Origin of the sequence: Dankookia rubra (genome assembly GCF_004355005.1) — a bacterium.
Classification (GTDB): Bacteria; Pseudomonadota; Alphaproteobacteria; order Acetobacterales; family Acetobacteraceae; genus Paracraurococcus; species Paracraurococcus ruber_A.
Genome location: NZ_SMSJ01000089.1, coordinates 1 through 20,510, shown reverse-complemented (window position 1 = coordinate 20,510; position 20,510 = coordinate 1). Strand labels below are relative to the sequence as shown.

The window sequence follows — 20,510 nt, the reverse complement described above, 5'->3', positions numbered from 1 at the left end:
CTCGCCAGGGCAGCCGCTGCCTGACGCACAGCGGCGGCGCACATCGAAAGAGCGCCGCTCCGCCCCCAGCGGCATCAGTCCAAAATCCGGTTACCGGGACGGGCTCCTAGGCCCCGACCGCGGCCGAGCAGCTCTGCCCGCCATCCACCGGCAGGCAGACACCGGTGACGAAGCGGGATTCGTCCGATGCCAGGAAGACCGCCGCCGCCGCGACATCCCAGGCGGTGCCCATGCGGCCCATCGGCACCATGCGGTTGCGCGCCTCGATCATCGCCTCGGGCGAGGCATAATGGCCGGCGATCTGGCTGTGGATCAGCGGCGTGTCGATCAGCCCGGGCATGATGCAGTTCGCCCGGATGCCCTGCGCGGCATATTGCAGCGCGACCGCTACGGTCGCCTGGTTCACCGCCGCCTTGGCCGCGTAGTAGGCGAAGTACGGGTAGCCGGTCCAGCGGATGGCGGCGAGCGAGGAGACGTTGACGATCGCCCCGGACCCTTGCGCCAGCATCGTCGGCAGCACCGCCCGCAGGGTACGGTGGACCGAGCCCAGGTTGAGGTCCATCGCCGCCTGGAAGCGCGCCTCGTCCAGCTCCAGCGGCCCGCCGGCGACCGCCGCACCGACATTGTTGTGCAGGATGTCGATGCGGCCATGCTCGGCCAGCGCCCGCGCCACCGCCGCCTCGACCGAAGCGAGGCTGGTGACGTCGGCCGCCAGCGCGATGGCGGCATGGCCCTCGGCGGCGATGATGCCGGCGGTCTCCTCGGCGGCCTCCGCGCGCAGGTCGATGCAGGCGACGCGCGCGCCTTCCCGCGCATAGGCCACCGCAACCGCCTTGCCATTGCCCCAGCCGGGGCCGGCGGAGCCCGCGCCGAAGACCAGCGCCACCTTGCCGTCCAGGCGTCCTGCCATGGTGCGCGTCCCGCTCACAGAAACCCGATGGAAAGCCAGGGCACCGCGGCGATCAGGATGGTGCCCAGCAGCAGCGCCAGCATGTAGCCCCAGATCGGCCGCATGCCTTCGTCCGGGCTGATCCGGCTGATCGCGCAGGCGGCGTAGTAGCCGACGCCGAAGGGCGGCGCGAACAACCCAATGCCCATCGAGAGGATGACCACCATGGCGTAGTGCACCTCATGCACCCCCATGGTCCGCGCGATGGGAAACAGCAGCGGGCCGAACAGCACGATGGCGGGGATCCCCTCCAGCACGCTGCCGAGGATGACGAAGGCGAGGATGGAGACCGCGAGGAACCCGGCCTGCCCGCCCGGCAGGGACGCCATGGCGGCGGCGAGGTCGCGGGAGAAGCCGGATTGCGTCAGCGCCCAGGCCATGCCGGTCGCCGCGCCGATGATCAGCAGGATGGCGCCGGACAGCGACGCGGTCTCGACCAGGATCGGCCCCAGCCGGCGCCAGTCGAACTGCCGGTAGACCAGCAGCCCGACGATCGCGCCATAGGCGATGCCGATGGTCGAGACCTCGGTCGCGGTCGCCACGCCTTCGACCACCGCGGCCCGAATCAGGAAGGGCAGGGCGAGGGCCGGCAGGGCGATGACCAAGCTACGCAGGATCTCCCGCCCGCCCGGCCGCGCCGCCCGCACCACCTCCGGCCCGCGATGCCGCCAGCGGACGACCAGGCAAAGCACCAGCGCCAGCACCGCCCCCGGCAGCAGCCCGCCGGTGAAGAGCGCGCCGATCGAGACGCCGGTGACCGAGCCGATGGTGATGAGCACGAGGCTGGGCGGCACGGTCTCGGTCTGCGCCCCGGTGGCGGACAGCAGCGCCACCAGGTCGCCGGGCTTCGACCCGCGCTGCTGCATCTCCGGGAACAGCACCGGCGCCACGGCCGCCATGTCGGCCGCCTTGGCGCCGGAGATGCCGGACACCAGGTACATCGCGCCGACCAGCACATAGGACAGCCCGCCCCGCACATGCCCCAGGAGGTTGGCGAGGAAGCGGATCATGGCGCGGGCCATCCCCGTCATCTCGATCAGCGAGCCGAGGAAGATGAAGAGCGGCACCGCGAGGAGGATGAGGTGCGACATGCCCTCGTCCATCCGGCCCACCACCACCATGATCGGCACCCGGGTGGTCAAGGCGAGGTAGCCGAAGGTGGCGAGGCCGAAGCAGAAGGCGATGGGGACGCCGGCCAGCACGGTGGCCGCCACCAGCCCGACGAAGAAGACCAGCAGGTTGAGGTTGCCGAGCGGCTTCAGCGCCGGCCCGGCCAGCCAGAAGCCGATCGCCACCGCCGCAACCAACGCCAGCGCTCCCAGCCCGCGCCCGAGGCCGGCCAGCCGCAGCAGCCGCACCACGGCCACCAGCAGCATCAGCCCGAGCCCCACGGGCAGCGCCGAGGCGCGCCAGCTGCCGGGGACCTCCAGCGCCGGCGTCACGATGAAGCTCTCCTCCATCGCGTAGTCGATGGCGGGATGCAGCACCAGCAGCAGGAAGCCGATCGGCGCGGCGATGGCGAGCGCCTCGAGGAATCCCCGCAGCGGCAGCGGCGCGCGGGTGACCAGCGCCGTCATCCGCATGTGCTCGCCGCGGCGGAAGGCGACCACCGCCCCCAGCATGGCGAGCCAGAGGAAGAGGATCGAGGCGAGCTCGTCCGACCAGACCAGCGAGCTGTGGAAGACGTAGCGGGCGACGATGCCGGCCAGCAGCACCGCCGTCTCCACCGCGACCAGCATGGCCGCCACCGCCTCCACCGCCAGGCCGAGCGCGGCTTCCGCCCGGCCCGCCCAGGCCCTCACTCCGGTCGGCGGTCCCGCCGCCGATACGACCTCCGGCGCCAGCATCGCGTCAGGTCAGCGCGCCGGTGGACTGCTCGAGGATGCCCCAGGCCTCCGCGCCGTAACGCTGCTTCCACTGGGCGTAGAAGCCGGCCTTCTTCAGGGCGTCGCGGAAGGGTGCCGTCTCCGGCGCGTTGAAGGTCATGCCCTGCTTCGCCAGGTCGTCGCGCAGGCCGGCATTCAGCTTGGCCACGTCGGCGCGCTCCAGCATGGCGGCGGCATTCCAGTTCTTCGCCACGATCTCCTGCGCGTCCTTCGGCAGCGCCGCCCAGGCGCGGCGGTTGGCCAGCATCCAGAAGCCGTCCCACATATGGTTGGTCAGGGAGCAGTACCTCTGCACCTCGTACAGCTTGGCGGTGGAGATGATCGCCAGCGGGTTCTCCTGCCCGTCGACCACCTTGGTCTGCAGGGCCGAGTAGACCTCGCTGAAGTTGATGCTGGTCGGGGCCGAGCCGAAGGCCTGGAACAGCGAGGTCCAGAGCGGGCTGACGGGGACGCGGATCTTGAAGTTCTGCAGGTCGGCCGGGGAGGCGATCGGCCTGGAGGAGGAGGTGATCTGGCGGAAGCCGTTGTCCCAGATCCGGTCCATCACCATCAGCCCGGACTTGCCGATCTGCGTGCGGACATAGGCGCCGAGCCCGCCATCCATCGCCTTCCAGACCGCGTCGTAGTCGGGGAAGGCGAAGCCGACGCCGTTGATCGAGGCCGGCGGCACCAGCGTCGAGAGGATCAGGCCCGAGAGGGTGAAGAACTCCACCGCGCCCGACCGCACCTGGCTGAGCACGTCGGTGTCGGACCCCAGCTGGTTGTTCGGGAAGATCTGGATCTCGACCCGGCCGCCGGTCTCCTCCTTGATCTTCGCCACCGCCTCGGTTGCGCGCAGGTTCAGCGGGTGGGTGGCAGGCAGGTTGTTGGCATACTTGTAGCTGAACTCTGCGGCATGGGCCGGGTGCGAGAGCAGCGCGGGCGCCGCCAGCGAGGCGGCGAGCAGGGTACGACGATCGAGGTTGGCCATGTGTTTCCCCCTGGGTGGGACGGGGAAGGCTTGGGCCGCTTCGGCGGCGCGCCGTGTCTCCCGGCCCTGGCGTGGACTGCCGGCGCCCCTTAGACCATGTCGGGCAAGCGGGCGAGGCGGTATTTTTCGCACTGGTCCCGGGGCGGGAGACGCAAGATGACGCAACCACGCCTGGCGCAGCCCGGCCCCGCCCTGCTGCCCCGGGTCGACAGTCTCGCGGCCCGGGCGACCCGCCTGGACTTCACCCTGGCGCCCGGGCTGAGCCTGTTGCAGGCGGTGGCGCGGCCGCTGCAGGCGGCCGGCTTCGCCAGCGCGGCCCTCGAGATCGAGGGCGGCGGCTTCGGCCCCTTCGCCTATGTCCTGCCCGCCCAGGCCCCGGATGCGGTACATGCCGCCTGGTACAGCGCCACCCACGAACCGCCGGGCGGGGCGCGGCTGGAACGCGGCAACGTCACCTTCGGCCAGCGGGACGGCATGCCCTGGCTGCATTGCCACGCCATCTGGCAGGAAGCCGCCGGCCGCCGCGCCGGCCACGTGTTGCCGGAGGAGACGCTGGTCGCCGCCCCGATCGCCGCCCGCGCCTGGGGCCTCTCCGGCGCAGGCTTCGCGGTCGGGTCGGATGCGGAGACGAATTTCTCCCTGTTCCAGCCGGCGCCGCTCCCGGGGCCCGCGGGCGGCAGCCGCGCCCTGGTGCTGCGGGTGCGGCCGAACGAGGACCTGGTCGCGGCGCTGGAGGTTGCCTGCCGCGACCATGGCATCGCCCGCGCCGTGCTCCGCGGCGGCGTCGGCAGCCTGGTCTCGCCGCGCTTCGCCGAGGGAACCGGCACCGACGACATCGCCACCGAGCTGCTGGTCACCGGCGGCGGCCTCGGGCTCGATGGCGGCGCGATGACGGTCGCGCTGGCCGACATGCGGGGCGAGGTCCATGCCGGCCGCGTAATGCGCGGCGCCAATGCCGCCTGCATCACCTGCGAGCTGGTGCTGGAGGAAGTGCCGGCCTGACCCGGGCTTGCGGCCCGCGGCGGAACGGGGGTTGCATGGGCAGCGCCATCCCCTGTCCCGCCGCGGAGGCACATGCCATGCAGAGACGCGATTTCCTCGCCACCGCCGCCGTGCTGGCCGCGCCAGCCGCGGTGCGGGCGCAATCCGCCACCACCCTGCGCTTCACCCCGCAGCAGGACCTGGTAACGCTCGATCCGGTCACCACCACGGCCTATATCAGCCGCAACCACGGCTACATGGTCTTCGACACGCTCTACGGCATGGATGCCGGGTTCCAGGCGACGCCGCAGATGGTGGATGGCCATGTAGTGGACGACGGTGGGAAGCGCTGGACCCTGACGCTGCGCGAGGGCCTGCTGTTCCACGACGGGGAGCGCGTGCTGGCGCGAGACTGCGTCGCCAGCATCCGCCGCTGGGCGAAGCGCGACCCCTTCGGTGCCAGCCTGATGGAGGCGACCGAGGAGCTCTCCGCCCCCGACGACCGCACCATCCGCTTCCGCCTGAAACGCCCCTTCCCGCTGCTGCCGCTGGCCCTCGGCAAGGCCAGCGTGCCGGTCTGCGCCATGATGCCGGAGCGGCTGGCGAGTACCGACCCCTTCCGCCAGGTGCCGGAGATGATCGGCAGCGGCCCCTTCCGCTTCAAGGCGGATGAACGGGTGGCGGGATCGCTGACGACCTATACAAGGTTCGAGAATTACCTCCCGCGCAGGGACGGCGCGGTCACCTGGACCGCCGGCCCCAAGGTGGTGCATTTCGACCGGGTGGAATGGCGCGTGATGCCAGACCCCTCGACCGCCACCTCGGCGTTGATCGCGGGGGAGCAGGACTGGCAGGAATACGCCTATCACGACCAGCTCCCGCTGCTGAGGCGGGCGCGCGGGGTCACGGTGAAGGTGCTGGACCGCACCGGCTTCGTCGGCATGGTGCGGCAGAACCACACCCAGCCGCCCTTCGACAATCCGGCGATCCGCCGCGCGCTCTGGGCGGCGCTCGACCAGACCTCGATGATGCAGGCGGTGGTCGGGCCGGCGGAGACCAGCCTGTATCACGTCCCGCTCGGCTTCTTTGCACCGGGCACGCCGATGGCCTCCGATGCAGGGTTCAAGGTGCTGACCAGCCCGCCGGACGCGGCCAAGGCGAAGGAACTGCTGCGTGCAGCCGGCTACAAGGGCGAGCCGGTGGTGCTGATGGTGCCGTCGAACTCGGCGGTGCTGTTGGCGCTCGGCGCGGTGTTCGAGGACATGCTGAAGCGCATCGGCATGAATATCGAGGTCTATGCGGTCGAGTTCAACGCCATGCTGCAGCGGCGCAACCGCCGCGGCCCGCCGGCCGAAGGCGGCTGGAGCCTCTTCGTCACCAACTGGTCGGGCGCCGACTGGCTGACCCCGGCCGGGCATATCGCGCTGCGCGGCGGCGGCGAGGCCGGCTATGCCGGCTGGGCCAGCATGCCCCGCATGGAGGAGTTGCGGGAAGCATGGTTCCGCGCGCCGGACCTTGCGGCGCAGCAGGCGATCTGCCGGGAGATGCAGCAGCTGGCCTTCGACGAGGCGGCCTATTACCCGCTCGGCCAGTACCTGCAGCCGACGGCCTGGCGCAACCTGACCGGCGTCAACGACGGCTTTGCCACCTTCTGGAACGTGAGGCGCGCCTGACCATGGCCGAGAACGACAGCATCCGCGCCACCGCGCTCGACTGGATCACGGCGAACGAGGCGCGCATGTCGGCCTTCTGCGCCGGCATCTGGGCGCATGCCGAGCCGGCCTGGCGCGAGTACCACTCCGCCCGCGACTATGTCGAGCTGCTGCGGGCCGAGGGCTTCACGGTGGAGGCGGGATCGGGCGGCATGCCCACGGCCTTCGTCGCCACCTGGGGCGAAGGGAAGCCGGTGCTCGCCGGTTTCTCCGAATACGATGCCGTCCCTGGCAACTCGCAGCAGGTTGTGCCCCGCCCGGCACCGCGGGAAGGGCTGCACCCCTATGCCGCCGGCCATACCGACCCGCATTCGGTGCTCGGCACCGCCTCGCTGGCCGCCATGCTCGGCGCCAAGGCTGCGATGCAGGCGCACGGGGTGCAGGGCCAGCTCAAGCTGTTCGGCGAGCCGGCGGAGAAGGTCTGCGGCTCGAAGCCCATCCACGCCGCGAAGGGCTACTACGATGGCCTCGATGCGGCGGTGGTCTGGCACCCCTGGCCGCTGAACACGGTGACGAGCGACACGCAGTTCGGCGCCTACTGGTCCGCCGTCATCACCTTCGAGGCCGTGGCGCCGGAGACCTGGATCGACCCCTCGCTGATGCCGATCGAGGGTGCGCATGCCGCGGCACGCTGCCCAGGCGCGCTCGACGCCATTATGCTGATGTACACGACGACGAAGTACACGAAGGAGGCGATGTTCCCGCATGCCGGGTCCTGGACGCTGAACGAATACGTCCTCGGCGATGGCGGCGCGACGTCCGACAACCTGACGCCGCGCTTCGCCCAGATCCAGTATTCCTGGCGCGCTTCCTCGCTCGGGATCCAGGAGCAGATCTGGCGGGTGCTGGCGAACAATGCCCGGCACGCCGCCGGCATCACCGGCTGCCGCGCCTCCGTCCGCTGGGTGACCAAGACCCGGGTCGGCGTGCCGAACACGGTGATGACCGACCTCACCTGGAAGAACCTGCAGGCGGTCGGCGCGCCGCGCTACGCGGAGGAGGCATTGGCGTTCGGCCGCGCCATCCAGCGCAACCTCGGCCTCGACGCCATGGACGATCCCTTCATCGCCAGCGTCACGCAACTGACCCCGCCCGAGGTCAACGAGGCCAAGCTGCGCGCCAGCCTGCCCGCCTGGCAGAAGCACCTGAGCGCCGACGACTATGTCGAATTCTGCTGGCATGCGCCGACGGTGCGGCTGCTGGCCGCGCGGCCGCGGCTGCGGCCGCCCTCGCCCGGCTATGCCTATCCGAACTGGGCCTACAACGCGCTGGGCGGCCTGCCCGCGGCGGTGGATCCGGGGATGTTCGTCGCCGCCAGGACCATGGCGCTGACCTTCGTCGACCTGGCGACGCAGCCGGCGGTGCTGGGCGCGGCGCAGGCCGAATGGCGCGACCGCACCGGCGGCGGCATCGGCGGCACGAACTGGGTCGGCCCGCTGCTGCCACCCGACTTCGACCCGCCGGTCGACCTGCGCTGGCCGGAATACGTGGCGACGCCACGCGGCGAGGAATGGTGCTTCCCGACGCCGGCCCGCGGGACCGGCGCCGGAGAGGCGCTCTGACGGATAAAAATCAAGGCCAGGGAGGAGGTATCCTCCCTGGACCCGCCTCTATTTCTGTGGGTCCCGCATTCGCCGCGCAGCGGCACCCGGCCCACAAAAGGGAATGGAGGGGCTTGGGGAGGAAACACCTTTTCCTCCCCGATCTTCCTACTCCGGCTGCACCCCCGCGGCCCGCAGCAGCGTGACGCCGCGCCGCATCTCCGCCTGCAGGAATTCCATCACCTGCGCGGGCGTCGCCACCTCCGGCACCGGCTGCACCGAAAGCTCCGCCAGCCGCGCCGCAGCCTGCTGCTGCGCGGCGGCGAAGGCCGCCTGCAGCGCCGCGAGTGCCGCCGGCGGGGTGCGCGCCGGGGCCAGCGCCACCAGCCAGGCCTCGTGCCGGAATTCCGGCAGGCCGGCCTCGGCTGCGGTCGGCACCTCCGGCAGGCTGCCCACCCGCTGCGGCCCGGCGATCGCCAGCGGCCGCACCGCGCCGCCACGGATGATGCCGAGCGCGGAGGGGATCGGGTCCACCACGAAGATCGCATCCCCGGTGACCACCGCCTGCATCGCCGGCCCGCCGCCGCGATAGTGCACCGGCTGGATATCGGTGCCGGAGGCCGCGCGGAATACCTCCCCCGCCACATGCACCGCGCTGCCGATCCCGGCGCTGGCGAAGTGGTGCTTCCCCGGCTCCGCCTGCAGCTTCGCCAGCAGCCCGGCCAGGTCCGTGATCCCCGATGTCGGGTTCACCACCAGCACCTGCGGGATGCGGCCGAGATGCGCGATGCCGGCGAAGTCGCCGATCGGGTCGAAGGGCAGCCGCGCCACCAGGGCCGGGGCGATGACATGCGCATTGCTGTGGACGAGGATGGTCTGGCCGTCCGGCGCGGCCTTCGCCACCGCATCCATCCCGACCAGCCCGGCCGCGCCGCCCGGCCGGTTCTCCACCACCACGGACTGGCCGAGCGCAGCCGCCGCGCCTTCCGCCAGCACCCGCGCCACCACGTCAGTCGTCCCACCCGGGGCGAAGGGCACCACCACGCGGACCGGCCGGTCCGGCACCCAGCGGGCCGTCTGGGCGCGCGCGGCGGCGGGCAGGGCGGCGAGCGCGAGCAGGCTGCGGCGGCTGGGCATGGCGTGTTTCGTCCCCGGATTCGTTGCGGCCAGCCTGCCGGGCCGCACCGCCCGCTGTCCAGCCGCCCCTGGTTGCGCGCGCCGCGCCACCGGACCACCATCCGCGGCCCGTCCAAGGACCATCCCCGATGCAGCGCTTCGAGCTCGCCTTCCTCTCCACCACCATCGGCGCGGCGCCCAAGGCGGCCCCGGCGATCGAGGCCTGGTCGCGCGGGGGTAAGGGCCGGCTCCACGGCGTCTGGGCCTCCGAGATCGGGCTGCTGAACCAGGTCCTGGTGCTGCGCAGCTTCGAGGGCGATGCCGACCTGGCGGCCGAGCGTGCCCGCGCCGTCGCCAGCCCCAGCCCCTTCGGCTGCGGCGAATGGCTGACCGGCCTGTCGATGGACAGCTACGCCCCCTTCCCCTTCATCCCGCCGGTGCCGACGGAGGGAAAGCTCGGCCCGGTCTACGAGGTGCGCAGCTACATCCTGAAGACCGGCGGCCTGGCGCCGACCATGGCGGCCTGGAAGAACCAGCTGCCGGCGCGGGTGCAGGTCTCGCCGCTGGTGGTGGCGATGCATGCGCTGGACGGCCCGCCGCGCTTCACCCATGTCTGGGCCTACCCGTCGATGAACGACCGGCTGGCAATCCGCGCCGAGACCATCGCCCGCGGCATCTGGCCGCCGAAGGGCGGGCCCGACTGGCTGCACGAGATGCGCAGCACGATCTGCCTGCCGACTGCGGTCTCGCCGCTGCAGTAGGGCGCGGTGGAGCCCTTCCTCTCGCTCGCCCATCTCACCGTGCTGGACCTGCCGCCGCCGGCGGTGGTCCGGGTGGCGGCGGAGGCGGGCTGCCGCGCGGTGGGGCTGCGGCTGCTGCCGGTGGCGCCGGGCGCGGCGGGGTACCCGCTGCAGGACGACCCCGCCCTGCTGCGGGAAACGCTGGCGGCGATGGCGGCGACCGGCATCACGGTCGCCGACCTCGAGATCGTCATGCTGCGGCCGGAGATCCGCATCGGCGGTTTCCAGCCCTTCTTCGAAGCGGGCGCGAGGCTCGGCGCAAAGCACGTGCTGGTCGCCGGCTACGACCCGGACGAGGCGCGGCTGACCGCGTCCTTCGCGGCCTTCTGCGAAGCAGCGGCGCCGTTCGGCCTGACCGGCGACCTGGAGTTCATGCCCTGGACCAACACGCCGGACCTGGCCGCCGCCATCCGCGTGGTGCGCGGCGCCGCCCAGCCGAATGGCGGCATCCTGGTCGATGCGCTGCATTTCGACCGCTCGCGGAGCCGGGTGGAGGACCTCGCCACCGTGCCGCCGGACTGGCTGCACTACTGGCAGCTCTGCGACGCGCCGGCGGAGCGCCCGGCAACGACCGAGGGGCTGCTGCACACCGCGCGGGCCGAGCGGCTCTTCCCCGGCGAGGGCGGGCTCGACCTGCCGCCGCTGGTGCGGGCCATGCCGCCGGGCATCCCGGTCAGCCTCGAGATCCCGACGCTGGAACTGGCCAGGACCATGGGGCCGGAGGCGCGGGTGCGGCGCGCGGCGACGGCGGCGCGCCGGGTGATCGCCGCTGCCAGGGCCTGACACCCCACCCCACGACAACGGAGGAACGAAGCATGGACGACCTGAAAGGCAAGGTGGCGCTGGTCACCGGCGCCAGCCGTGGCCTGGGCGAGGGTGCGGCGCGCGAACTCGCCGCCCGCGGCGCTTCCGTCATGCTGGTGGCACGCGACGGCGCCGCGGTGGCCGCCGTGGCGCAGGGCATCGGCGAGCGGGCGGCGGCCGAAGCGCTCGACGTCTCGGATTACGCGGCGGTGGAACGCGTGGTGGGCGCCACCCGCAGCCGCTTCGGCGCGCTCGACATCCTGGTGAACAATGCCGGGGTGATCGAGCCGATCGCCGCGATCGCGACTTCGGACCCCGCCGCCTGGGCGCGCAACATCCAGATCAACCTGATCGGCGCCTACAACGTGGTGCGGGCGGTGCTGCCGGGGATGCTGGCGGGCGGGGCCGGGACGATCATCGACGTCTCCTCCGGCGCCGCCTACCGGCCGCTCGAGGGCTGGAGCGCCTATTGCTCGGGCAAGGCGGGGCTGGCGATGCTGACCAATGCCATCGCGCTGGAAACGGCGGGGCAGGGCATCCGGGTCTTCGGCTTCTCCCCCGGCACCATCGACACCGAGATGCAGGTGAAGATCCGCGCCTCCGGCATGAACGTCATCAGCAAGATTCCCCGCGGCGACCTGCTGCCGGTGGCGCATGCCGTACGCGGGCTGGTCTATCTCTGCACCCCGGCGGCGGACGACCTGCACGGCACCGATGCCTCGATGCGGGACGATGCCTTCCGGGCGCGGATCGGGCTGTAGGCCCACCAGCGGCCCGATGACCGGAGGGCCGCATGGCCCGCAGGCCTGGATCGGCCCGCCCGCAACCCGCCCCGGTCTGGACAGCCGGGCCGGGGCGCGGGATGGTCCGGCGACGCACGAGGGGAAGCGCATGACGACGGTGCCGGACGCGGCCGAGGATTGGCCCGACCAGATCTATGACCTGCTGAAGCAGCACGAGATCCGCCAAGTGGCCTTGGTGCCGGATGCGGGGCATTCGCGGCTGATCAAGCGCTGCCTGGCCGACAACGACATCAAGGTGACGACGCTGACCACCGAGGAGGAAGGCATCGCCCTGGTCTTCGGCGCCTGGCTGGGCGGCGAGAAGGCCGTGCTGCTGATGCAATCCAGCGGCGTAGGCAACTGCATCAACATGCTGTCCGTGCCGGTCTCCCACCGCACGCCCTGCCCGATGATCGTGACGATGCGCGGCGACTACGGCGAGTTCAACCCTTTCCAGGTGCCGATGGGAAACGCCACCCAGACGGTTCTGGAAGCGATGGGCACGCTGGTGAAACGCGCCGAGACGCCGGAGGACGTGGCCCCCACCGTCGATGCAACGCTGCGCATGGCCTTCAACACCTACCGCCCGACCGCGACCCTGATCGGCCAGCGCGTCATCGGCGCGAAGACCTTCGGGAAGTGACCGCCATGATCGAAGTCGCGGAAAGCGGCAAGCTGGAGCGCCGCTCCGTCGTCCGGGCGCTGCTTGAGGACCGCGGCGAGATGCTGGCGATCGGCGGCCTCGGCGCGCCGGCCTGGGACATCACAGCGGCCGGCGACACGCCGCAGAACCTGCCGCTCTGGGGCGGCATGGGCGGTGCGGCGGTGATGGGCCTCGGCCTGGCGCTCGCCCAGCCGACCAAGCCCGTGCTGGTCATCACCGGCGACGGCGAAATGCTGATGGGCGTGGGCTCGCTGGCCACCATCGCCACCAAGCAGCCGCGCAACCTCTCGGTCGTGGTGCTGGACAACGAGCACTACGGCGAGACCGGCATGCAGGAGACCGCGACGCGCCACGGCGTCGACCTGGCCGGCATGGCCAAGGCGGCCGGCATCGTCGATAGCCGCAAGGTCACCACGCCGGCTGAGCTGCTGGCGCTGCGCGACGCCATTCGCGCCGGCCATGGCCCGATCTTCGCCCAGGTGAAGATCGACGCGGCCAGCCTGCCGCTGGTGCTGCCGCCGCGCGAGGCCTCGATCCTGCAGGCGCGGATGCGGGAAGCCATTCTCGGCCCCAAGGCGCACCTGCAATGAGGCGCCGCGCGCTGCTCGCCGGGGTGCTCGCCACGCCGGCGGCGGCGCGCGCGCAAGGCTGGGTGCCCGACCGGCCGCTCCGGCTTATCATCCCCTTCGCCGCCGGCGGGAGCACCGACGTCACCGCACGGCTGGTCGCCCAGGCGCTGGGCGAGCGGCTCGGCCAGCCCGTGGTCGCCGAGAACCGGCCGGGCGCCGGCGGCAATATCGGCGCCGAGGCGGCGGCCCGTGCGGTGCCCGACGGCTATACGCTGTTCATGGCGGTCAGCGGCATTCTCGCCGCCAACCGGGCGCTGTACCGTAGCCTGCCCTATGATTCGCTGCGCGACTTCGCGCCGATCTCGCAGGTCGCCATCATCCCGAACCTGCTCGTGGTGAACCCGGACCTGCCGGTGCGCGACATCGCCGGGCTGATCGCCTATGCCAAGGCACGGCCCGGCCAGGTCTTCTACGGCAGCGCCGGCTCCGGCACCTCGCTCCACCTCGCCGCCGCGCTCTTCGCGGCGCGGGCGGGGATCGAGATGGTGCACGTCCCCTATCGCGGCGGCGCGCCGGCGGCGACCGACCTGATGGCCGGCAAGATCCAGATGATCGCCTCCCCCATGGTCGAGGTGATCGGCGCGGTGCAGGCCGGGCAGCTGCGGCCGCTGGCGGTGACCACGGCGAAGCGCTCGCCGCTGCTGCCCGAGGTGCCGACGGTGGGGGAAACGCTGCCGGGCTTCGAGATCCCGCTCTGGAACGGCATCGTCGCCCCGGCCGGCGCGCCGCCCGCGGTCATCGCGCGGCTCTCGGCCGAGCTCAACGCGGCGTTGCGCGGCGACGACCTGAAGCGCCGCCTGGCCGAGCAGGGCAGCGAGCCGATGCCGAGCAGCCCCGAGGAATTCGCCCGCTACATCCGCGCCGAGATCCCCCGCTGGGCGGAGATCGTCCGTGTCTCCGGCGCCACCGCCGACTGAGTTCGTTTGATCGCGTGCGTCTCGCCCCTGGCTAGGCAGCCTCGGGCGACCACGCTTTAGGGAAGAAATGCATGCCGCACGTCGTCTGCCTCCGCCCCGTCCATCCGGAAGCGCTCGCGCTGCTGCGCGCCTCCCCCGGCGTGACGGTCGAGGTGCTGGAGCCGGTGAACGCGGAGACCATCGCCGCCGCCATGCCGAAGGCGGATGCGGTGATCGTCCGCGCCACGCCGATCAACCGCGAATTCCTGGCGCATGCCCCGATGCTCCGCATCGTCGCCCGGCACGGCGTCGGCTACGACGCGGTGGACGTGCCGGCGCTGACCGAACGCGGCATCCCGCTGACCGTGACGCCCGATGCCAATGCCGCCTGCGTCGCCGAGCACGCGATGATGCTGATGCTGAACGTCGCCCGGCAGACCCAGTACTACGACGCCGCGGTGCGCGAGCTGCGCTGGAGCAACCCGCCGGTGCCCGCCACCTTCGACCTCGGCGGCAAGACGGTGCTGGTGATGGGATTCGGCCGCATCGGCGGCCGCGTCGCCCGGCTCTGCAAGGCCTTCGACATGAAGGTGCTGGTGCGCGACCCCTTCATCCCGCAGAACACCATCAAGGGCGCCGGCTTCATCCCGGCCAAGGACCTGCAGGCGGCGCTGGCCGAGGCCGACGTGGTGACCCTGCACCTGCCGTCCAGCGAGAAGACGCGCGGCATCGTCAACGGCGAGTTCCTCGCTTCGATGAAAAAGGGCGCGGTGCTGATCAACACCGCCCGCGGAACCCTGGTGGATGAGAAGGCGCTGGCCGGCGCGCTGACCAGTGGCCACCTGAAGGCCGCCGGGCTCGACGTCTTCTGGGAGGAGCCGGCCACGGCCGACAACCCGCTGCTGAAGCTGCCGAACGTGGTGATGACGCCGCATTCCGCAGCGGCGACCGAGCAGGGGCTGCGGCGCATGGCGCTGTCCTGCGCCGACAGCATTCTCGCGGTCTTCGCCAACAAGCTCGACCCCGACGTGGTCATCAACCAGGAGGTGCTGCGCGGCAACGCGTAGTCCCGTCCGACCGCGGAGCGTCGGGAGGCGCGACGCATAGATCGGCCGGGTCAGCAAAAGGACGCACGACATGGTGGACAACCCGCTTCTCACGCTCGCCGAACATGCCGCCTCCTGGCGCAGCCGGCCGCTGCCGGACGCCGTGGCCCACCATGCGCGGCGGGCGCTGATCGACTGGTTCGCGGCGCTGCTGCCTGGCCTGTCGAAGCCGCCCGCGACATTGCTGGCCGCCGCCATGGCCGCCGAGCGCGGCCCAGGGCGATCGATCTGCTACGTCGATGGCCAGCCCTCCCCGCTGCGCCATGCCGCGCTGCTGAACGCGACCGCCAGCCACACGGTCGAGTTCGACGACATCTTCCGCGACGCCGGCTATCACCCGGGCTGCCCGACCATCGCCCCGGCGCTGGCCGCGGTGCAGCAGCAAGGCGGGTCCATGGAGGACCTGCTGCGTGCCGTCACCGCGGGCTACGAGGTTTCCTGCCGCATCGGCATGGCGGTGCAGCCGAGCCACTACAAGAACTGGCACACCACCGGCACGGTCGGCACCTTCGGCGCGGCGGTCGCCACCGCCGTCGCGCTGGGCTGCGAGGCGGAGCGGATCGGCCACGCCGTCGCCACTGCGGCGACCTTCGCCGGCGGGCTGCAGCAGGCCTTTCTGTCGGATTCCATGTCGAAGCCGCTGCATCCCGGCCATGCTGCCGATGCCGGCGCCCTCGCGGCGATCGGTGCCGCGGCCGGCGTCACCGGCGCGCTCGACGCGCTGCACGGGCCGAAGGGCTTCGCCGCCGCGACCAGCGAGGACACCGGCAAGTGGGACAAGGCTCTGGCCGACCTCGGCAGCCGCGTCTGCATCACCGAGATGACCTTCAAGAACCACGGCTGTTGCGGCCACATCTTCGCCGCGCTGGATGCGGTGCGCGACCTGCAGCAGGAGCACGGCTTCACCGCCGCCGAGGTCGTACGCATCAAGGTCGGCGGCTACGGCCCGACCAAGAGCATCTGCGACCGCCCGTCGATCAACACGGAACAGGAGGCCCGCTTCTCCGTCCAGTTCACCATGGGAGCGCTGTTGGTGCTCGGCGGAGTCCGCATCGCCGCCTTCGAGCCGGCGAACCTGGTCAACCCGGCGATCCGGTCCATCATGCCGAAGGTGACTGTCGAGCTCGACCCGGAGTTGGCCGATGCCTATCCGGCGAAGCGCGCCGCCAAGGTCTGGCTGGACCTGGCCGATGGCCGGCAGCTCTACCGGTACCAGCCGACCCGCAAGGGCGACCCGGATGCGCCGCTGAGCGATGCCGAGCTGGGGGAGAAATTTGGCGAGCTCTGCGGCCCCATCATCGGCGCCCCGGCGGCCGCGGCGATGCTCGACGACCTCTGGCACGGCAGCGCCGCCCCCGGCGCTTTGCCGCGGATCCTGCGCCAAGCGGCGGAATAGCCGGCGACGCGGGCCCTCATTCCTCCGGCGGGCAATAAAGGTCGCGCAGCACTTCCAGCAACCGTGCCGCCTTGGGGTCGGCCAGGCGGTACCAGATGGTCTGGGCTTCCCGCCGCGTCGCGACCAGCTGGTCTTCGCGCAGCCGGGCCAGGTGCTGCGACAGGGCGGATTGCGACAGCCCGACCACGCCGACCAGTTCGGTCACGTTCATCTCGCCGCCAGCCCCCAGGTGACATAGGACCAGCAAGCGCTTCTCATGCGCAAGCAGGCGGAGCAGCCGGGCAGCCTCGGCGGCGCGTTCCTCGAGCACCGCCAGCGGCATCAGTGTCGTCAAGATCGGTCCCCATCTGCCCTTACGCGTTCGTTGGGATCTTGCCGCCGCGAAGGCCGGGCCCGGCGTCAGGACCGGCCCCACGCGTCCGGCGCCAAGGCATCCGGACCACCCCATCCTGCTTCGACTCGCGGCAGGCCACGAATCCGGCGGGCGACCGGCGAGGCCCTCCATGGCTCTGCCCATCCCTCCCACATCGGTGTTTGGTGATGGAGGTAATCCAAAGCAAGGCCCGGATCACAAATACCGTACAATACCGTACATTGATCCTTGGCTACCGGATGCGTTCACCCATGCCCTCGCCGCACCGACGTACAGCGGCTAGACCGGGACGCGAATTCCCTGTCCGGGACCGAAGCCGATGCAACCGCCGAAGCTGCCGCCTGCCGTCGAGTTCCTGCTCCGCCACGCCGCCATCGGCTTCGGGCTGGCGGCGCTGCTCGTCATGGCGCTGTTCTGGGCCGATCCGGGCGGCATCGCCCAGGTGTTGCAACGCGCGCCGGGGCATCCCTGGCCCACCCTCCTGCTCTGGTTCTTCTGCGGCCTGACGCTCGGCGGGGTGCAGATCGGCATTGCCATGATGCTGCAGCACGGACCGCCGGACGACGACGACCGCGGCGGCGGCCGGCGCGATCCCCTGCTGGTGCCGATCCCCGTCCGCGCCCAGGCCAGCCGCCGCGGCTGACGCCACGCCTAGTGCGCGTGGCCGCCGCGTGCGATCGCCAGATGATGCGCCTGGTGGTGCGCGCCGCTCGCCATCAGGCCGAAGAAGCCGAGCCCCCGGATATGCGCCGCCTGCTCGGGATCGGCCGAGGTTACGGTCAGCCGGACGCCGTCCGGCACCATCTCGCTACTCGCTTGCCAGGCCGGCATCGCATCCAGTTCCCGCGCATGCGCAGGCACCATCCGGCGCAGGGCGGCCAGGGTCCGGCCCTCGCCGGTGGCGGTGGCCTCCAAACCGCCGTCGATGCGGCGCGTCGTCGCCTCGGCGCGCAGCATCACCTCCGCCATGTCCACCAGGTGCAACCGCAGCGCGTCGAGGTCGACGCGCGTCCAGTCAGTCGCCGGATCGGCTTCCAGCAGGCGGATGATCTCCTGCAGCGCAGCGAAGGCGTCCTGGCCGGCCAGGCTGGGCAGCGCGCCCGGTATCGGTCGTGCCGTGGCGGCGGGGGCCGCGCCATGCGCGTGCCCATGCATCGGCGTGGGCTGCGCGAGCGCGCCGCCGGCCAGAAGGCACAGGCCAAGGAGAAGGGGCTTCGGCGACATGGCGGGCTCCGGCAACGTCATCCCGGCTTTTAGCACTGCCCGGGCACTTCCTGCGTTGCTTCTGAGCAGGGCTGCAGGGTGCTGGTTTTGAGAGGGTGCGCATGGGTTGGGCCAGGCCGGATCTGGATGCTTGGCGGAAGCCTTTCCTTGCCACACTCGGGCACACAAAGCGCCGGACCTGGGCGCAGCTGTACCTGCGCGGACTGCTTGGCCCGAGCGGGCGCAAATGCCTGCAGCCAATGGCGGCCGGCCTCGGGCTGTCGGGGCACGATCAGGTGCAGCGCGTTGTTGCAACGGCCCAGCCTGGGACCATAGGCCGCCGTAGCGGATGCTGGTTGGGCAGGCCGATCGGTTGGCGGGCGGTTCGTACGCAGCGCTGGTGATCGGCGACACGGCACTGCTGAAGAAAGGCACGCTCTCGGTCGGCGTGGTGCGGCAATGTTGCGGCGAGTTCGGCAAGCGGGCGAGCCGCCAGGCACCGGCTTCGCTGGCGCTGGCCAGCAAGAGGATGCCAAGTCCCGTGAGGCTGCGGCTGTTCCTGCCGGACGAATGGACGGTCGATCTGGGCCGTCGCGTAGCCGCTGAAATTCCGGAAGACGCGATGGTGGCCCGCACCAGGGGCGAGATCGCGCCGGCCGAGTTGGACCAGCTCATCGATACGGCGTGCGGCTCGGGCTCACGCGGGCCGATGCCGGCTATCGGGCGAGCGCTGCCTTTCGGCAAGGGTTGAGTGAGTGCGGGCTGACCTGGGCAGTCGGCATCCCGCACATCCAGAAAGTCTATGGCACGGATGTCCAACTGATCCGGCCTAGCGGCCGCGAGCGTTGCCTCGCGCCGGACGAGGACCATGTGACGCCGAGGCGGCGCTGACAAACCTGCCCTGGCGCCGGGTGATCTGGCGGCCCCGAGGGCCATCTTACGGCGCGGTCTGCGGCCACCCGCATCCGGGTAGGCGAGGTGGGGCCTGGGCGACCAATCGCCACCTGCCCGGCGAAGCAACTCGGTTGATCGGTCAGTGGCGCTCAGGCGGGGAGCGTAAGTACTACCTCTCCAATCTGCCACTGATGCCGGCGCACCGTGGACGGATGTACAGGTGAAGAGGATGAACCGCACATCGAAAGACGCCACTGACCGCCACTACTACGTCAGCCGCGACGAGTTTCGGCAGCAACAGAACTCTTCCTCGATGCCTACAAACATGCATGGCGTTTGACGACGCTTCGTAGCCTCACACCCCACGAATTCATCTGTAAAGGTTGGATAGAACAGCGATCCAAATTCATCTTGAATTCGACCCACTACGTGATGGGACGGAACAGCGACTGCTAACGTCCCCCCCCGTAGCGGCAAGCGGGACTGGCAGGGTTGATCGAGCGCAGACGCGGTTTGGCTTCTGCGCTTTTCACCACTGGGAGACGGTCGACGGTCCATGGCAAACATAGGCGATCACGCATATTGCTCTCATGCCGTCCAGCCGCAGCTTGCCAGACGCCCTGCCTCTTGCAGGACACCTTAACAGCGAGCCCCGGATGCGATCATCGGCGCTACACCGAGGTAAGTTCCTTGCCCGGAGCGCAGCTTGGCACGGCAGAGATCGACACAACCGCCAAGCAGGTCGATCAGCGCAATTCAGCGCTCGCCGTGCTCAACGACGGCTTCGGTCACTTCAGGTGCTGGGCCAAGTGCTTGTTCATCTCGAACATTGTCACCTTGTCCTTGCCGAACACCTTACGGAGCTTATCGTCAGCCAGGATCTCCCGGCGATTGTCCGGGTTTTGCAAATTATTGGCCTTGATGTACTCCCAGACCTTGCTGACCACCTCGCCACGCGGCAAGGGGCCGGCGCCGACCACCTCGGACAGCTCCGCCGAGGGCTTCAAAGGCTGTTGCAGCGCATTTGGCTTCGATCCCGCCTTCTTCGTCGGGTCAGCCTTCTTAGCTGCGGACTTCGCCTTGGCCTTCTTCGGTGCGCCAGCCTGCGTATCGGACATGTGTCCTCCAGAAATCTCTCGTTAATCGGAGATGCAAACCTCCCCGACACAGCGCAAAGAACGTTTGCGGCCGGTATTCAGTTCAGTGCAGGGCATGTAGATGCTGCACGTCGCCACGACCTGAGTAAGCCATCCTCTTTTCCAAGACACTGTGGCCTGTCCCTGGGAAAGCGCAAGCAGGTTCGAAAAAACGGCAGACCAACGGCCGCCTCTCCCCGGGAGAACAAGTGCGCAGCGAAACAGCGTTGCGATTTCAAAAGTTAGAACATTTCGAGTGGGGCAATAATCACCGCAGCGCAATCGCGGCAGTTACCGGAATCTTCGCTGCCACTCAGTTGCGAGCCGGCGAGCGACTGGCCAAGCCAATCATTTCGCGACACCCATCTGTTTCCGCTAGCAGATGCCACCGACACCCCTCCTGTTTCGTGTGCCGAAATCACCGACCTGACGGTGCGACTCTTCGTAGCCGAAAACCGGAGTGGCTGCGATAGCAATGTCGGCTCCGACGCGATCGCCAAGCCCATGCCCGACGGCTAAGCCTTGTGGCTCGTCAGCACCGCGCAGAATGCCAACGCTCCACGATCGCCTAGCAGGCTGCTGAAATTCCCTCTCGTGACTGGCGCTGGATCGTGATTCGCTCGCCCCTGTCGGGGGGCGAGGTCAGGATGCGCGGCAAGGACGAGGTTCGGG

Annotated in this window: 20 protein-coding genes and 1 pseudogene; 14 read left to right on the top strand and 7 right to left on the bottom strand. The window is 70.5% G+C overall.

The annotated features are described in order from the left end of the window. Positions 1-106 precede the first annotated feature (106 nt). Genes E2C06_RS30060 through E2C06_RS30050 form a run of 3 tightly spaced genes read right to left on the bottom strand, consistent with a single transcriptional unit; the run spans position 107 to position 3,805 of the window. Entirely contained in the window at positions 107-910 is an 804-nt protein-coding gene (locus E2C06_RS30060) for an SDR family NAD(P)-dependent oxidoreductase (RefSeq protein ID WP_133292263.1), read from the bottom strand. Between the two features lie 14 nt (positions 911-924). After that, a complete protein-coding gene (locus E2C06_RS30055) occupies positions 925-2,751 on the bottom strand; it encodes a TRAP transporter large permease (RefSeq protein ID WP_338324251.1) in 1,827 nt (608 codons plus the stop codon). Positions 2,752-2,800: 49 nt separating this feature from the next. Then, positions 2,801-3,805, bottom strand: coding sequence for a TRAP transporter substrate-binding protein (locus E2C06_RS30050; protein ID WP_133292261.1), 1,005 nt, complete (start codon positions 3,803-3,805; stop codon positions 2,801-2,803). 156 nt (positions 3,806-3,961) lie between these two features. Here E2C06_RS30050 and E2C06_RS30045 point away from each other — a divergent pair, with 156 nt between their 5' ends. From E2C06_RS30045 to E2C06_RS30035, 3 genes are all read left to right on the top strand, one after another. Further along, on the top strand, positions 3,962-4,807 hold the full coding sequence (locus E2C06_RS30045; protein WP_165982762.1) for a PCC domain-containing protein: 846 nt from the start codon (positions 3,962-3,964) through the stop codon (positions 4,805-4,807). A gap of 77 nt (positions 4,808-4,884) precedes the next feature. Further along, positions 4,885-6,459 carry an ABC transporter substrate-binding protein gene (locus tag E2C06_RS30040; RefSeq protein ID WP_133292259.1) on the top strand — a complete coding sequence of 525 codons (1,575 nt, stop codon included), beginning with the start codon at positions 4,885-4,887 and terminating at the stop codon, positions 6,457-6,459. Between the two features lie 2 nt (positions 6,460-6,461). Next, entirely contained in the window at positions 6,462-8,060 is a 1,599-nt protein-coding gene (locus tag E2C06_RS30035; protein WP_133292258.1) for a zinc-binding metallopeptidase family protein, read from the top strand. Between the two features lie 147 nt (positions 8,061-8,207). On the opposite strand, the gene E2C06_RS30030 is transcribed toward E2C06_RS30035, so the two are convergent. After that, positions 8,208-9,176, bottom strand: coding sequence for a tripartite tricarboxylate transporter substrate-binding protein (locus E2C06_RS30030; protein ID WP_165982761.1), 969 nt, complete (start codon positions 9,174-9,176; stop codon positions 8,208-8,210). 128 nt (positions 9,177-9,304) lie between these two features. Here E2C06_RS30030 and E2C06_RS30025 point away from each other — a divergent pair, with 128 nt between their 5' ends. From E2C06_RS30025 to E2C06_RS29990, 8 genes are all read left to right on the top strand, one after another. Continuing rightward, entirely contained in the window at positions 9,305-9,916 is a 612-nt protein-coding gene (locus E2C06_RS30025) for an NIPSNAP family protein (protein ID WP_133292256.1), read from the top strand. 6 nt (positions 9,917-9,922) lie between these two features. Next, positions 9,923-10,738 carry a sugar phosphate isomerase/epimerase family protein gene (locus tag E2C06_RS30020; protein ID WP_133292255.1) on the top strand — a complete coding sequence of 272 codons (816 nt, stop codon included), beginning with the start codon at positions 9,923-9,925 and terminating at the stop codon, positions 10,736-10,738. Between the two features lie 32 nt (positions 10,739-10,770). Further along, positions 10,771-11,520: an SDR family NAD(P)-dependent oxidoreductase gene (locus E2C06_RS30015; protein WP_133292254.1), complete on the top strand. Its 750-nt coding sequence runs from the start codon at positions 10,771-10,773 to the stop codon at positions 11,518-11,520. Positions 11,521-11,536: 16 nt separating this feature from the next. Further along, positions 11,537-12,184 carry a phosphonopyruvate decarboxylase gene (locus E2C06_RS30010; protein ID WP_241671543.1) on the top strand — a complete coding sequence of 216 codons (648 nt, stop codon included), beginning with the start codon at positions 11,537-11,539 and terminating at the stop codon, positions 12,182-12,184. Positions 12,185-12,189: 5 nt separating this feature from the next. Continuing rightward, positions 12,190-12,795: a thiamine pyrophosphate-dependent enzyme gene (locus E2C06_RS30005; RefSeq protein WP_133292253.1), complete on the top strand. Its 606-nt coding sequence runs from the start codon at positions 12,190-12,192 to the stop codon at positions 12,793-12,795. Continuing rightward, positions 12,792-13,751 carry a Bug family tripartite tricarboxylate transporter substrate binding protein gene (locus E2C06_RS30000; RefSeq protein ID WP_133292252.1) on the top strand — a complete coding sequence of 320 codons (960 nt, stop codon included), beginning with the start codon at positions 12,792-12,794 and terminating at the stop codon, positions 13,749-13,751. Before E2C06_RS30005 ends, E2C06_RS30000 begins: the two co-directional genes overlap by 4 nt. Positions 13,752-13,822: 71 nt before the next feature. Beyond that, positions 13,823-14,797 carry a hydroxyacid dehydrogenase gene (locus E2C06_RS29995; RefSeq protein ID WP_133292251.1) on the top strand — a complete coding sequence of 325 codons (975 nt, stop codon included), beginning with the start codon at positions 13,823-13,825 and terminating at the stop codon, positions 14,795-14,797. A gap of 70 nt (positions 14,798-14,867) precedes the next feature. Further along, the gene (locus tag E2C06_RS29990; protein WP_241671542.1) at positions 14,868-16,232 is read left to right on the top strand and encodes an MmgE/PrpD family protein; all 1,365 of its coding nucleotides are present in this window, start codon (positions 14,868-14,870) and stop codon (positions 16,230-16,232) included. A 16-nt stretch (positions 16,233-16,248) separates the two neighbouring features. Here E2C06_RS29990 and E2C06_RS29985 read toward each other — a convergent pair whose 3' ends face one another. After that, positions 16,249-16,566, bottom strand: a complete 318-nt coding sequence (locus E2C06_RS29985; protein WP_338324250.1) for an ArsR/SmtB family transcription factor — start codon at positions 16,564-16,566, stop codon at positions 16,249-16,251. Between the two features lie 358 nt (positions 16,567-16,924). On the opposite strand from E2C06_RS29985, the gene E2C06_RS29980 reads away from it, so the two are divergent. Continuing rightward, a complete protein-coding gene (locus E2C06_RS29980; RefSeq protein ID WP_133292250.1) occupies positions 16,925-17,248 on the top strand; it encodes a hypothetical protein in 324 nt (107 codons plus the stop codon). 8 nt (positions 17,249-17,256) lie between these two features. Here E2C06_RS29980 and E2C06_RS29975 read toward each other — a convergent pair whose 3' ends face one another. Next, complete coding sequence (locus tag E2C06_RS29975) at positions 17,257-17,829, bottom strand: hypothetical protein (RefSeq protein WP_206664756.1); 573 nt, start codon at positions 17,827-17,829, stop codon at positions 17,257-17,259. Positions 17,830-17,930: 101 nt separating this feature from the next. Here E2C06_RS29975 and E2C06_RS40925 point away from each other — a divergent pair, with 101 nt between their 5' ends. Continuing rightward, entirely contained in the window at positions 17,931-18,212 is a 282-nt protein-coding gene (locus E2C06_RS40925; protein ID WP_133292249.1) for a transposase, read from the top strand. Further along, positions 18,158-18,699 (top strand): annotated as a pseudogene (locus tag E2C06_RS40465) (transposase). The gene E2C06_RS40925 and the pseudogene E2C06_RS40465 overlap by 55 nt, the downstream one beginning before the upstream one ends. A gap of 791 nt (positions 18,700-19,490) precedes the next feature. On the opposite strand, the gene E2C06_RS29955 reads toward E2C06_RS40465, so the two are convergent. Next, on the bottom strand, positions 19,491-19,820 hold the full coding sequence (locus E2C06_RS29955) for an SWIB/MDM2 domain-containing protein (RefSeq protein WP_133292246.1): 330 nt from the start codon (positions 19,818-19,820) through the stop codon (positions 19,491-19,493). Positions 19,821-20,510 lie beyond the last annotated feature (690 nt).